Source organism: Nonomuraea harbinensis, from assembly GCF_019396385.1.
In the GTDB taxonomy this organism is placed as follows: Bacteria; Actinomycetota; Actinomycetes; order Streptosporangiales; family Streptosporangiaceae; genus Nonomuraea; species Nonomuraea ferruginea.
Window position 1 is genome coordinate 231,294 of sequence record NZ_JAHKRN010000005.1, and the last position, 11,864, is coordinate 243,157.

Here is an 11,864-nt window from a genome sequence, read left to right on the forward strand (position 1 = left end):
ATGCCGCGCTACCTGATCCGCCGGCTGGGCCAGGCACTCCTGGTCATGGCCGGCGTGGTCGCCCTCACCTTCGTCATCACGAGGATGGTGCCCGGCGATCCGGCGGTCGCCTACGCCGGGCCCAAGGCCACGCCCGAGCAGCTCGCCGAGGTGCGCGCCCGCTTCGGGCTGGACGACCCGCTCTGGGTGCAGCTCGGCAACTACGTCAGGGATCTGGTGACGGGCGACTGGCAGACCAGCCTGCACACCCGGCGGCCGGTGCTGGAGGATCTGTACCACGCCTTCCCGGCCAGCCTGGAGCTGGTCGGGGCCGGCCTGGTGATCGCCGTCGTGGCAGGCATCCCCGTCGGCGTGCTGGCCGCCCGGTTCAGGGGCCGCTTCCCTGACTTCTCGGTCCGGCTGACCAGCATGCTCGCGGTGTCGCTGCCGGTGTTCTGGCTGGCGCTGGCCCTGCAGACGGTCTTCGCCAGCAACCTGGGCTGGTTCCCGGTCGCCGGGGAGTACGACAGCGCGCTCGACACCACCAGCCCGCTGACGCTCTGGACGAACATCACCGTCGTGGACGCGCTCATCACCGGCAACTGGCCGATCCTCACCAGCACGCTGGCGCACCTGGTGCTCCCGGCCCTGGTCGTGGCCGCGTACCCGGCGGGCGTGATCGCGCAGATGGTGCGCGCCACGCTCATCGAGGAGGCGTCGCAGGACCACGCCCGGCTGGAGCGGGCGCTCGGCTTCCGCGAGACGACCATCCTGACCCGGTTCGCGCTGCGGCCCGCGCTCAACCCGGTGCTGTCGCTGATCGCGCTGGTGTTCGCGTACGCGATCGTGAACGGGTTCCTGGTCGAGGCCGTCTTCAACTGGCCCGGCCTGGGCCGCTACGCGGTCAACGCCATCTCCAGCTCCGACACCCCGGCGGTCGCGGGCGTCACCCTGCTGGTCGCGCTGATGTACGTGCTCGCCAACCTCGTGGTGGACCTGCTGCAGGGCGTCGTCGACCCGAGGGCGAGGGCCCGGTGAGCGCGCTGCCCGAGGCGGCGCCGCTGCGCCGCACCCTGCCGAGGGTCACCGACCGGTTCGCACTCGCCGGGGCGGTGCTGATCGCGCTCATCGCGCTGGCCGCCCTGCTCGCGCCCTGGCTCGCCCCCCACCCGCCGGACGAGGTGGACCCGTTCGCCGCGCTGCGGCCGCCGGACGCCGCGCACTGGTTCGGCACCGACGCGGCCGGCCGCGACGTGCTCACCCGGGTGCTGTACGGCGGGCGGACGTCGCTGTTCATCGCCGTGACCGTGCTGGCGGTCTCGGCCACCACGGGCGTCCTGCTGGGCGTCGTGGCCGGGTACGCGGGCGGCTGGGTCAGAGACGTGATCATGCGGATCACGGACGTGTTCCTGGCCTTCCCCGCGCTGCTGCTGTCTGTGGCCCTGGCGGTCGTGCTGCAGCCGAGCGTCACCACCGTGATCGTGGCCATCGCGGTCACCTGGTGGCCGTGGTACGCGCGGCTGTCGGCGTCGATGGCCGCCTCCATCGCCACCCGCCCGTACGTGGACGCCGCGCGCTGCCTGGGCGTGCCCGCGCCCATGATCATCCTGCGGCACGTGCTGCCGAACTCGCTGACGCCCGTCCTGGTCCAGGTCTCGCTGGACGGCGGCGGGGTCATCCTCACCGCCGCGGCGCTGTCGTACCTGGGGCTGGGCGCCCAGGAGCCGACGGCGGAGTGGGGGCTGATGGTGGAGCAGGGGCAGTCGCTGTTCACCACGAACTGGTGGGTCGTCACCTTCCCCGGGCTGGCGATCCTGCTGACCGCGTTCGCGTTCAACGTGCTGGGCGAAGGGCTGCGCAACGCGCTGGACCCGCGGAGGATCGTGAAGTGATCGAGGTACGCGACCTCCGGGTGAGCTACGGCGGGCGGGTCGTGGCGAAGGTGCCGGAGCTGGACGTGGCCCCCGGCGAGTGCGTGGCGATCGTGGGGGAGAGCGGCTCCGGCAAGTCCACCACGCTGCTGGCGCTGCTCGGGCTCACCGAGGGCGCCGAGGTCGGCGGGCGGATCCGGGTGGCCGGGGTGGACGTGACGAGCGCCTCGCCGGCCGAGCTGCGCGCGATCAGGGGAGCCAGGGTGGCGCTCGTCATGCAGTCGCCGCAGGCCGCGCTCAGCCCCACCCTCCGGCTCGGCACGCTGATGCGCCGGGCGCTCAGGCTGCACGGCGTCGGCGACGCGGAGCGGGTCATGGCCGAGGCGGTCGAGGCCGTCCTGCTCGACCCGGCCATCCTGCGCCGCTACCCGCACGAGGTCTCCGGCGGGCAGGCGCAGCGGTTCGCGATCGCGCTGGCCATCGCGCTGGGCGCGGAGGCGATCCTGGCCGACGAGCCGACCAGCGCCCTGGACGTGACCGTGCAGGCCGAGGTGGTGGCCGTGCTGCGCACGCTCTGCGCCGAGCGCGGGCTGGCGCTGCTGCTCGTCTCGCACGACCTGGCCCTGGTCTCCACCATCGCCCACCGGGTGCTGGTCATGCGCGCCGGCGAGGTCGTGGAGAGCGGCCCCGCCGGCCGCGTGCTGTCCGAGCCGTCCCACCCCTACACCCGCGAACTGCTGGAGGCGCTGCCGTGACATCGTCGGGGAGCCTGCTGAGGGCGGAGCGGGTGACGCTCGGGTACGGCCGCACGCCCGTGGTCCACGACGTCACCCTGGACATCACCGGGGGCGGGGTCGGCCTGATCGGGGAGAGCGGATCGGGCAAGACCACGCTGGCGCGCGCCTTCCTCGGCCTCCTCACCCCCATGTCCGGAAATATCCTGTACGGGGACCAGAACCTGAAAAAAGTGGACATGAGGCGCTTCCGCGGCGACGTCCAGCCCGTCTTCCAGGCCGAGGCCCTGGACCCCCGGATGCGCGTCGGCCGCTCCGTAGCCGAGGCGCTGCCCCGGGACGCCCGCCACCGCGTCCCCGAGCTGCTCGAACAGGTCGGCCTGGACCCCGCGCTGGCGAGCCGCCGGCCGCACCAGCTCTCCGGCGGCCAGCGCCAGCGGGTGGTCATCGCCCGCGCGCTCGCCGTGAACCCGAAACTGCTCATCCTCGACGAGCCCACCAGCGCCCTGGACGTGACGGTCCAGGCCAGGATCCTCGACCTGATCGCGGGGCTGGCGGCGGAACGCCTGCTCATCACGCACAACCTGGCCGTGGTGGGGAAGCTGTGCCGCACCTCGCACGTGCTCTTCGCGGGCCGCGTGGTCGAGTCGGGCCCCACGGCCGACCTGCTCGCCAGGCCCGCTCACCCGTACACGCTGGCGCTGCGCGACGCCGTCCCGAAGCTGGGGGGAGAGCCGCCCGTGGCGCGGGGGCGCGCGGAGGTGAGGCCGGCGGAGACGGGCTGCCCGTTCCGGCCGCGCTGCCCGATGGCGGTGACGGAGTGCGATCGCGCGCCCGCGCTGCGGGACCTAGGAGGGCATCAGGAGGGACAGGACGGGCGCCGGGTCGCCTGCCACCGGGCCGAGGACGTGCTCAGAGAGCCTTCAGCCCGTCGATGACCTCCAGGAGCACCGTGGCGTCGGGCGCCGGAGGCGGCGACTCCACCTGGACGAGCTTCTGCTGGTGCAGGTCGCCGACGAGGACCCGGACCACGCCGATGGGCAGGTTCAGCTCCGCGGCGACGTCCACCAGCCGCGTCGGCTTGGTGCACTTCTGCAGGATGATCAGATGCTCGGGACCGAGCCCGACCGGCGGCGTCAGGCCGCCGGAGGTGATGATGACGGCGATGAGGTCGATGGCCTCGCTCGCGGGCACCGTCCGGCCCCGGGTGAGTAAGTAGGCGGGGACGATCGGACCGGCGTCCTCGTCCAGCCAGCGCTCGTCTCTACTCACCTTGCACCACCCGGATCGGGCGGGCCGGGGCCGCGGTGGGCTCCTCCGGCTCGTCCGGAGGATCTGTTACGTGTTCTGCCGGGATCAGCACGATGGCGGTGGTCCCTCCATATGGTGAATCGCGCAACATCACGCGAATGTCATGCCTGGCGGCCAGGCGGGAAACGACGAAGAGACCGAGCCGCTCGCTGTCGGCCAGGTCGAACTCGGGCGGGCTGGCCAGCCGCTCGTTGTACTCGGCCAGCTGCTCGTCACTCATCCCGAGCCCCCGGTCCTCCACGTGGAAGGCGAAGCCGCGGGCCGCCACCTCGCCTCGCACGATCACCGAGGTGTGCGGGGGAGAATAGACGGTGGCGTTCTCGATGAGCTCGGCCACCAGGTGGATCACGTCGCCGACCACGGGCCCGGTCAGACGCTGGGCCGGCATCGGGTCGACGATCACCCGCTGGTAGTCCTCCACCTCGGCGGCGGCGCCGCGGGCCACGTCCAGCATTGGCACGGGCTTGCTCCAGCCGCGGCCGGGGGTGGCGCCCGACAGGATGATCAGGCCCTCGGCGTGCCGGCGCATCCGGGTGGCCAGGTGGTCGAGCCGGAACAGGTCGTCGAGGTCGTCGGGGTCGGTGGCGCGGTGCTGCATGCCCTCCAGCTGGATGCGCTGGCGGTGCAGCAGCGCCTGGCTGCGCCTGGCGAGGTTGCGGAACACGTGGCCGACGCCGTCCCGCAGCTGCGCCTGGCCGACGGCCGCCTCGACCGCGGTCTGCTGGACCGTGGAGAAGGCCTGGCCGACGTCGTCGATCTCGACGGTCGTGCTGGCGACGGAGAGCTCGGGCACGTCAACCGTCTCCCCCTTCCGCAGCTTGGCGACGACCTCGGGCAGCCGCTCCTGGGCCACCTCCAGCGCCGCCCCGCGGAGATTGGCCAGTTCCTTGGACAGGCGGTTGCCCATCCGCAGCGAGAACGCGATCGAGACCAGGATCAGCGCGAAGCATGTCCCGGCCAGCAGCAGCGCCCGGGTGAGCCCGGCGTCGGCCACCGGCTCTGAGCGCTCCTGCAGGATCATGCTCGCGCGCATCTGGGCCTCTTGGAAAGACTTCGCCAGAGACTCGGTGGTGTCCAGCCATCCGCGCGGCGAGCCGCCCGCGACGATCTGGTCCTCCATCAGTCGCATCCGCTGGTAGACGGGCGAGGTGATGATCGACACCTGGGTCTCGCGCAGGCTGGGGTCCAGCTGGCCGAGCGAGTGGTCGATGAGGAAGCGCCGGTTGCCCACCAGCCGGGTGAACAGCCTGCGCTCGGCCACCGTGGTGGTGCCCAGGCCCAGTGCCTGCTCGCGGGTGAGCAGCTCCTTGGCGTAGCCGAGGTCGATGACGATCCTGGACTGCTCGTAGATCGGCAGGTCGTCGATGTAGCCGACCCGCCGGTGCAGGTCGAAGAGGGCGTCGAGGATCGTGTTGTACCCCTCCACCGTGCGCAGACGGTCGGACAGGCCCGTGTCGATCTCTCCCCTGACCGCGTCGAGCCTGTCGAGCTGCGTGTACACCGCGTCCACCTGCTTGCGGATCGCCTCCGAGGTATCCCGGGACCTGCCCGAGGACTTCTTGAACTCCTCCTTCGCCCTGTCGCTGCGTGAGCGCTGCTCGATGAGCGCCGACCTGTCGGCCGACACGCCGGCGCCCAGGAGCTGAACGGAGGCGAGGCGCTCGCGCTGCAGCTCGTTGCCGAGCTTGTACGCCGGGTGTCGCAGGTTCGTCCAGAGCGTCTGATACTGCCTCAGCTCCAGACTCTCGCCCGCCGTGACGGCGGTGATTACCCCCCACAACACCACCATCGAGGCCAGCGGAACCAGCAGTAGGCCGATGATCTTCAGGCGGATCGTTCGGCTACGACCCATGGCACCTCACTCCGGTCGGTCCCCTGCTGGCAACCCCGGACGGGACAAGGCACGAGAATAGCAATTCGATCTCCGGATTGCCCAATTTTTCGGTGGTTTCGGCCATCGGGCCATGATCGTCTAGTAGGTTCTCCCAGGAGATCGGTCATAGAGGGAGATGCGTTGCGCCGTCGTCTCGCAGCGGTCGCCACGCTGGTGCTGCTCCTCACGGCGTGCTCGGCACCGGCAGTGGTGCGGCAGCCGCGGCTGGGGGAATCGGCGTTCGTCTACGTCCAGCACGGCGACGTGGTCACGGATCTGGATCCCGGCACGTCCTACTCCAACGAGGTCGTCGCCCTGCAGAACGTCTACGAGACGCTCACCCTCTGGAACCCGGTCACCAAGAAGAGCTCACCCCGCCTGGCCACCTCGTGGCGGACCACCGCCGACGGCCGCTCCTGGACGTTCACGCTGCGCCAGGACGTCACCTTCCACACCGGGCGGCCCATGGACGCCACCGCCGTCAAGCAGTCCATCGAGCGGACCATGTCCACCAAGGCCGGCGCCTACTACATCTGGGACGCGGTCTCCTCCATCAGGGTCGAGGACCCTCATACGCTCACGTTCGCGCTGCGCTACCCGGTGCCGCTCGACCTGGCGGCCTCCTCCGCCTACGCGGCCTACATCTACGACACCGAGGCGGCCCCCGACCTGGGGAAGTGGTTCCAGGCCGGCCGGGACGCCGGGACCGGGCCGTACAAGGTGGACACCTGGAAGGACGGGGCCGAGACCGAGCTGACGCTCAAGGCGTACGACGACTACTGGGGAGGCTGGGACCAGCCGCGCTACCGCACGGTCAAGTTCCGCGTGATACCCGACCAGCGGCGCGCCTGGCAGCTGCTGCTGCAGGGCGAGGTCAGCTTCCTGCGCCGGCTGGAGCCGAGGCTGTTCGCCCGGGCGGAGGCCGCGCCGGGGCTGCGCACCTCCGAGCGGCCCTCGTTCCAGACGGCGATGCTGCTGTTCAACACCGCCGAGGGGCCCATGTCCGACCAGCGGGTGCGGCGCGCTGTGCAGAAGGCCGTCGACTACCGGGGCGCGGTCCGGGCGCTGCGCGGCGGCGTCAGCCCGCACAGCGGCGTGGTGCCGGAAGGGTTGCTCGGCCACGTGCCGGGCCGGGTGCCCCGGCAGGACCTCGCGGGCGCGGGCGAGCTGCTCCGGCAGGCGGGGTACGGGCCGCAGGGCAGGCCGCTGCGGCTGACCCTCACCTACACCGAGGGTGACAGCGACCAGCTGGTCCTGATCAAACGGCTGCGCCGCGACCTCAAGACGCTGAACGTCACGCTCAGGGTCCGGGCGATGCCCTGGGTCGACCAGTGGGAGCTGGGCAAGAAGGGCGGCCAGGACATCTTCGCGATGTACTGGTGGCCGGACTACGCCGACGGCTACTCGTGGTTCGGCAACGTCTTCCACAGTGCCGAGCCGCCCGTGTTCAACCTCTCTTACCTGAACGACCCGACCACCGACAAACTGCTGGACTCGCTGCCCGAGCTGACCGTGACGGACCAGCGGACGGCGCAGCAGGCGTTCGCCAGGGCCACCAGGAGGGTGCTGGACCAGCAGGCCGCGGCGGCCATGCCGTGGGTGGTCAACTACCGGCGGGCCTACCTGGGCAGCGTGCAGGGATACGTGGACAACCCGGCCTATCCGGACGTGGTCTTCGTCTACGACCTGCGGCCCTCGGGCTGACCCTCGACCCGCTCGCGCAGCCGTACCCTGATCTCCTCCGGCGTGTAGGCGCGGCGGCGGCGCTCGGCGCGCGCGATCGCCACTCCCGTGGCCGCGACGCCCGCGACCCCCGCCAGGCCGAGTATCTTCCACCAGCGCATGTGCCTAGGCTAGCCCCATGCTGACTCTCGACGAGGCGGTTGAGCTCACCCGGACGGGCGACCTGTGGATCTTCCGCGGCCGGACCGTCCCCGACCGGGCCATCCAGACCATGACCAACAGCCCGGTCAACCACGTGGGCATGGCGATCGTCATCGAGGACCTGCCGCCCATGATGTTCCACGCCGAGCTGGGCAAGTCGCTGCTCGACCTGTGGTCGGGCACCCACCACCGCGGCGTGCAGCTGCACGACCTGCGCGACGCGGTGACGGTCTGGGCCGACCGCTACGGCCAGCGCGCGTGGCTGCGCCAGCTGGAGCCGCAGGCGACCCGCGAGATGGAGGACGCCGCGCTGCGCGCGGTGGCCCGGCTCGACGGCACCCCGTTCCCGTCGACCGCCAGGCTGGCGGCCCGCTGGGTGGGCGGCCGGCTGCCGCGCCCGCGCCGGGTCGCGGGGGAGCGGGCGCTGGAGAACGCCTACTGCGCCGAGGTGGTGGCCGTGACCTACCAGGAGATGGGCCTGCTGCCCCCGGGCCGCAGGCCCAACTGGTACGACCCGGGGCGGTTCTGGAGCGGCGACGACCTCGATCTGCTCGGCGACCACAAGCTCGGCAAGGAGATCACCGTCGGGATCCCGCTGGCTCCTCGGTCACGCTGATCCGGCGCGCGCGCGGCGTGATCGGCATGTGCTCCAGGTCCTCCAGCGTGCCGGGGGTGTCCTTGAGGAAGTCGAGCCTGATCAGGTCGTCGGGGGCCATCATGTTGAGCAGCCAGTCGCCGCTCACGCGCAGCCGCGAGCGGCCCGACGGCGTCGTCAGCAGGTGGTAGCCGCGGGTGACGAGCTGCGCCAGCGGCCCCTTGAGGTCGATCCCGAACGGCCTGGCCACCGCGTCCGAGCCGCCGAGGTCGACCACCAGGCCGAGGTCGCGGTGACGGTATTCGCGCAGCTTGCCGCCGCGCAGGGCCGCCAGCACGTTCCGCGCCGCGGTCCTCGCCTGCCGGTGGGCGTGCTGGGCGGTCGGCGCGCAGGGCGTGCCGGGCTCGGCCGTCAGGTCGGGCACCGCCGCGGCGTCGCCCAGCCCGAACACGCCGTCGCAGCCGGGCACCCGCAGATCGGCGCCCACGACCAGGCGGCCCTTGACCGTCTCGGTGCCGAGGCTGGACACCACCGGCCTGGGCGTCACCCCCGCCGTCCAGATGACCGTGCGGGAGGGCAGCGTGGTGCCGTCGGTCAGCTTCGCGGTGTCCACGGTGACCCGGTCGAGCGTGACGCCGAGCCGCACCTCGACCCCGCGCTCCTCCAGCAGCCGCGTCGCCGCCTCGCCCAGCTCGGGGCCCAGCTCGGGCATCACCTTGGGCGCGATGTCGATCAGCGTCCAGCGCAGCAGCCCGGGGTCGAGCCGCGGGAAGCGGGCCATCGCCCGGCGGGTGACGAGCTGGAGCGTGGCCGCCGTCTCGACGCCCGAGTAGCCGGCGCCCACCACCACGAACCCGCACCGCGCGGCCCGCTCCTCCGGGTCGTCGGAGGAGGCGGCCAGTTCGAGCTGGGCGATCGAGTGGTCGCGCAGGTAGACCGCCTCGGCCAGCGTCTTCATGCCGCGCGCGTACTCCTGCAGGCCCGGGATGTCGAACGTCCTGGTCATGCTGCCGGGGGCCAGCACGAGCACGTCGTACGGCACCCGCACCGGCTCGCCGTCGATCCTGAGCACGTCCACGGTGCGGGCGTCCAGGTCCACCTGGTGCGCCACGCCCGGCAGCAGCTTGCTGCGCCGCAGCCGCGTGTGCAGCGGCGTCACGATCGAGCGGGGCTGCAGCACCCCGCCGGCCACCTGTGGCAGCAGCGGGAGGTACAGCGTGTAGTCCTTCGGCGTGATCAGTACGATCTCCGCCTCGCCAGGCCTGAGCCAGCGCTCCAGAAGTTTCGCGCAGGTGTACCCGCCGAAGCCGGTGCCCACGATCGCTATGCGTGCCACGTGTAGCCCCTTCCGTGGACCGGAGCGGGCAAACCCGGGCGCGGTGAAAATCTGTTGGGTGGATCCACGCTCGGAGGGCGGATTCCCAGCGCTGTCGGGGCGAGCTCCTACGATACGGCGCATGACCTCGTTCGGATTCACGATCAGCGCCGGCGGACCGTTCGACTTCGGCGCCTCGCTGCGCTTCGTCGAGGACTGGCCGGCGACCAGCGCCCTGCCCTCCGACGGGCGGGCGCTGCGGTTCGGGTTCTGCCCGGAGACCGACTGGCTGCCGATCGGCGTGTCCGTGACCGCCGCGCCGGGCGGGGTCGCCGTGACCACGACGCGGCCGGCCGGCGCGGGGATCCGGGGCGAGGTCGCGCGCATCCTCTCCCTCGACGTGGACGGCTCGGGGTTCGCCGCGCTCGGCGAGGCCGACCCGGTGCTGGGCGACCTGCAGCGCCGCAGCCCCGGCCTGCGGCCGGTGTGCTTCTGGAGCCCGTGGGAGGCGGCGTGCTGGGCGATGATCGTGCAGCGCTCGTCGATGCTCATCGCCGCCCGCCTCAAGCAGCGCATCGCCGAGCGGTACGGGGCGACGGTCGCCGTGGACGGCCGCGAGCACGCCGTCTTCCCACCGCCCGTGACGCTCCTGGAGGCCGGCGGCCTCGGCCTGCCCGCGCAGAAGGAGGAGTGGATCCGCGGCCTGGCCCGCGCCGCGCTCGACGGCGTCCTCACCGCCGAGCACCTGCGCTCCCTCGCCCCGGAGCAGGCCCTGGCCGAGCTGCGCGCCCTGCCCGGCGTCGGCCCGTTCTCCGCCGGGCTGATCCTGATCCGCGGCGCCGGCGCCCCCGACGCCTTCCCCGGCGACGAGCCCCGCCTGTTCGCGATCCTGCGCGAGGTGTACGGCCTGCCCGAGGACGCGCCCGCCGTGGCCTACCGGAAGCTGGCCGACCACTGGCGGCCCTACCGCTCGTGGGCCTCGTTCCTGTTCCGCGCGGCCACGTACCAGCCGGTGCGCGGGAACCTCGGCGACGAACCCCGCTGACTACCCGAAGGCGGGCGGGCCGCCTCCCGAGCGGGAGCGGCGTACGCTCACCCGGATCAGGTAGCCCGCCGCGACCAGCGCCACGGCGGCCGGGACGAGCGCCGGCCACGGCATCCCGGCCAGCAGGGCCAGCACGGCCAGCACGACCCCGGCGAGCAGCACGAGCGCCGCGCCGAGCAGGCGGTAGCTCGACGCGTTCGAGGGCGGCGGGCTCTCGTCCGGGTCCCCCCGGCCGCCGCCGGGGACGTCGGGCACGCCGGTGTCACTCACCACACCGGAGCGGCTGACCTCCTCGGGAGGCGGCGGCTCGCGGAGCACGGGCGCGAAGAACTCGTCGCCGGGATCGTCGTCCTTCCTGTTCATCCCCGCCCCCTGCCCCCGGAGCGGCGGTTCACCGCTACGAGGGGCTCGGGCCCGCCCCGTCGACGATCTCGCGCCCCGCGACGGGCTCACGCAGCTTGACCAGCGTCTGCTTCTCGATCGCGATCTCCACGCACACCGGGTCGCGCACGTCCGGGTCCGAGCCCTCGTACAGCGTCACCTGGACCGTGTCCGTCCCGTACGAGACGTCCACCCGGTCGAGCACCCGGCACGGCGCCACGCCGGACGTCCACGTGACCAGCAGGCCGTGGCCGTCGCTCACCGGCTCGGCCGACGTCCAGGCGACCGGCAGGGGATCGACGGCGTCGCCGAGGGCGACCACGGGCTCGGCGGTGCGGCACGGCGCGGGAGACGGTTCGGCCGTCGGCGGCGGTGGCGTGGCGGCCGTGGTCGGCCCACCGGCGGTCGAGGCCCCGCAGCCCGCGAGGCCCAGGGCCAGCGCCGCGAGCCAGGCCGCCGTCCTCACCCTCATGACTGCCTCCTCGTGGCCGGCAACCGGACGGCTGCCCGCGCGGCGACTACGGGCCGGTCTGGGACGTGCGGACCGCCGGATGATCGCAGCCGCTCCCGCCGCCCTGGCAGGCGTTCTGCGGGGCGGCCACGGTCATGACCACGCCGATCAGGAACACGACGTAGGCCACGATGGCGAGCACCCACCAGAAGGCCACCGGCACCTCCTTCGCGTGCCCCTGCTGGGACCCGGACAGGAGGGCGTCGAGGTCCGGATCGTCGAAGGCCAGCCGCTCCTCGATCTCCTGAAGCGTCTGGCGTTCCTCGTGTGAAAGGCCCATGGCGGTCACCCCCGCCCTCGCGTCTCCTTGCAGTATGCAACGTGCTCCCGGCGAGCAGGAAGCGCGGCCCCCCCATCCACGGGCC

At 72.6% G+C, this 11,864-nt stretch carries 14 protein-coding genes; 7 read left to right on the plus strand and 7 right to left on the minus strand.

The genetic code is table 11. The features are described 5' to 3' along the window. The 4 genes from KME79_RS07670 to KME79_RS07685 are packed head-to-tail and all read left to right on the plus strand — an operon-like array spanning window position 1 to window position 3,522. Window positions 1-1,017 (plus strand): ABC transporter permease, encoded by a 1,017-nt coding sequence (locus tag KME79_RS07670; RefSeq protein WP_148029692.1) that lies wholly within the window; start codon window positions 1-3, stop codon window positions 1,015-1,017. Further along, window positions 1,014-1,871 carry an ABC transporter permease gene (locus KME79_RS07675; protein ID WP_308248829.1) on the plus strand — a complete coding sequence of 286 codons (858 nt, stop codon included), beginning with the start codon at window positions 1,014-1,016 and terminating at the stop codon, window positions 1,869-1,871. Before KME79_RS07670 ends, KME79_RS07675 begins: the two co-directional genes overlap by 4 nt. Continuing rightward, the gene (locus KME79_RS07680; protein WP_148029693.1) at window positions 1,868-2,605 is read left to right on the plus strand and encodes an ATP-binding cassette domain-containing protein; all 738 of its coding nucleotides are present in this window, start codon (window positions 1,868-1,870) and stop codon (window positions 2,603-2,605) included. Before KME79_RS07675 ends, KME79_RS07680 begins: the two co-directional genes overlap by 4 nt. Beyond that, on the plus strand, window positions 2,602-3,522 hold the full coding sequence (locus KME79_RS07685) for an ABC transporter ATP-binding protein (protein WP_219543846.1): 921 nt from the start codon (window positions 2,602-2,604) through the stop codon (window positions 3,520-3,522). Before KME79_RS07680 ends, KME79_RS07685 begins: the two co-directional genes overlap by 4 nt. On the opposite strand, the gene KME79_RS07690 is transcribed toward KME79_RS07685, so the two are convergent. Together KME79_RS07690 and KME79_RS07695 are read right to left on the minus strand one after the other, a co-directional pair. Continuing rightward, a complete protein-coding gene (locus KME79_RS07690; protein ID WP_148029695.1) occupies window positions 3,497-3,856 on the minus strand; it encodes a DUF742 domain-containing protein in 360 nt (119 codons plus the stop codon). The two genes, KME79_RS07685 and KME79_RS07690, sit on opposite strands and share 26 nt — an antisense overlap. Beyond that, complete coding sequence (locus tag KME79_RS07695; RefSeq protein WP_246639425.1) at window positions 3,849-5,747, minus strand: sensor histidine kinase; 1,899 nt, start codon at window positions 5,745-5,747, stop codon at window positions 3,849-3,851. The genes KME79_RS07690 and KME79_RS07695 overlap by 8 nt, the downstream gene beginning before the upstream one ends. A 162-nt stretch (window positions 5,748-5,909) precedes the next feature. Here KME79_RS07695 and KME79_RS07700 point away from each other — a divergent pair, with 162 nt between their 5' ends. Further along, on the plus strand, window positions 5,910-7,472 hold the full coding sequence (locus KME79_RS07700; RefSeq protein ID WP_148029696.1) for an ABC transporter substrate-binding protein: 1,563 nt from the start codon (window positions 5,910-5,912) through the stop codon (window positions 7,470-7,472). Here KME79_RS07700 and KME79_RS07705 read toward each other — a convergent pair. Continuing rightward, window positions 7,448-7,612, minus strand: coding sequence for a hypothetical protein (locus KME79_RS07705; RefSeq protein ID WP_187280982.1), 165 nt, complete (start codon window positions 7,610-7,612; stop codon window positions 7,448-7,450). The genes KME79_RS07700 and KME79_RS07705 overlap by 25 nt on opposite strands. A 17-nt stretch (window positions 7,613-7,629) precedes the next feature. Between KME79_RS07705 and KME79_RS07710 the strand changes: the two genes are divergently transcribed. Then, window positions 7,630-8,268, plus strand: coding sequence for a hypothetical protein (locus tag KME79_RS07710; RefSeq protein WP_219543847.1), 639 nt, complete (start codon window positions 7,630-7,632; stop codon window positions 8,266-8,268). On the opposite strand, the gene KME79_RS07715 is transcribed toward KME79_RS07710, so the two are convergent. After that, window positions 8,231-9,583 carry an NAD(P)/FAD-dependent oxidoreductase gene (locus tag KME79_RS07715; protein ID WP_308248830.1) on the minus strand — a complete coding sequence of 451 codons (1,353 nt, stop codon included), beginning with the start codon at window positions 9,581-9,583 and terminating at the stop codon, window positions 8,231-8,233. The two genes, KME79_RS07710 and KME79_RS07715, sit on opposite strands and share 38 nt — an antisense overlap. A gap of 121 nt (window positions 9,584-9,704) precedes the next feature. Here KME79_RS07715 and KME79_RS07720 point away from each other — a divergent pair, with 121 nt between their 5' ends. After that, window positions 9,705-10,607 carry a DNA-3-methyladenine glycosylase family protein gene (locus KME79_RS07720; protein ID WP_219543849.1) on the plus strand — a complete coding sequence of 301 codons (903 nt, stop codon included), beginning with the start codon at window positions 9,705-9,707 and terminating at the stop codon, window positions 10,605-10,607. Here KME79_RS07720 and KME79_RS07725 read toward each other — a convergent pair whose 3' ends face one another. Genes KME79_RS07725 through KME79_RS07735 form a run of 3 tightly spaced genes read right to left on the minus strand, consistent with a single transcriptional unit; the run spans window position 10,608 to window position 11,779 of the window. Next, window positions 10,608-10,970 carry a hypothetical protein gene (locus KME79_RS07725; RefSeq protein ID WP_219543850.1) on the minus strand — a complete coding sequence of 121 codons (363 nt, stop codon included), beginning with the start codon at window positions 10,968-10,970 and terminating at the stop codon, window positions 10,608-10,610. Window positions 10,971-11,004: 34 nt separating this feature from the next. Beyond that, on the minus strand, window positions 11,005-11,460 hold the full coding sequence (locus tag KME79_RS07730; RefSeq protein WP_219543851.1) for a hypothetical protein: 456 nt from the start codon (window positions 11,458-11,460) through the stop codon (window positions 11,005-11,007). Window positions 11,461-11,506: 46 nt separating this feature from the next. After that, window positions 11,507-11,779, minus strand: a complete 273-nt coding sequence (locus KME79_RS07735; RefSeq protein WP_187280983.1) for a DUF3040 domain-containing protein — start codon at window positions 11,777-11,779, stop codon at window positions 11,507-11,509. Window positions 11,780-11,864: the final 85 nt, after the last annotated feature.

Excerpts from the sequence above, each read along its gene's own strand:
- KME79_RS07670 (WP_148029692.1), top strand. The coding sequence starts at position 1 with ATGCCGCGCTACCTGATCCGCCGGCTGGGCCAGGCACTCCTGGTCATG.
- KME79_RS07695 (WP_246639425.1), bottom strand. The coding sequence starts at position 5,747 with ATGGGTCGTAGCCGAACGATCCGCCTGAAGATCATCGGCCTACTGCTG.
- KME79_RS07705 (WP_187280982.1), bottom strand. The coding sequence starts at position 7,612 with ATGCGCTGGTGGAAGATACTCGGCCTGGCGGGGGTCGCGGGCGTCGCG.
- KME79_RS07710 (WP_219543847.1), top strand. The coding sequence starts at position 7,630 with ATGCTGACTCTCGACGAGGCGGTTGAGCTCACCCGGACGGGCGACCTG.
- KME79_RS07720 (WP_219543849.1), top strand. The coding sequence starts at position 9,705 with ATGACCTCGTTCGGATTCACGATCAGCGCCGGCGGACCGTTCGACTTC.
- KME79_RS07725 (WP_219543850.1), bottom strand. The coding sequence starts at position 10,970 with ATGAACAGGAAGGACGACGATCCCGGCGACGAGTTCTTCGCGCCCGTG.
- KME79_RS07730 (WP_219543851.1), bottom strand. The coding sequence starts at position 11,460 with ATGAGGGTGAGGACGGCGGCCTGGCTCGCGGCGCTGGCCCTGGGCCTC.
- KME79_RS07735 (WP_187280983.1), bottom strand. The coding sequence starts at position 11,779 with ATGGGCCTTTCACACGAGGAACGCCAGACGCTTCAGGAGATCGAGGAG.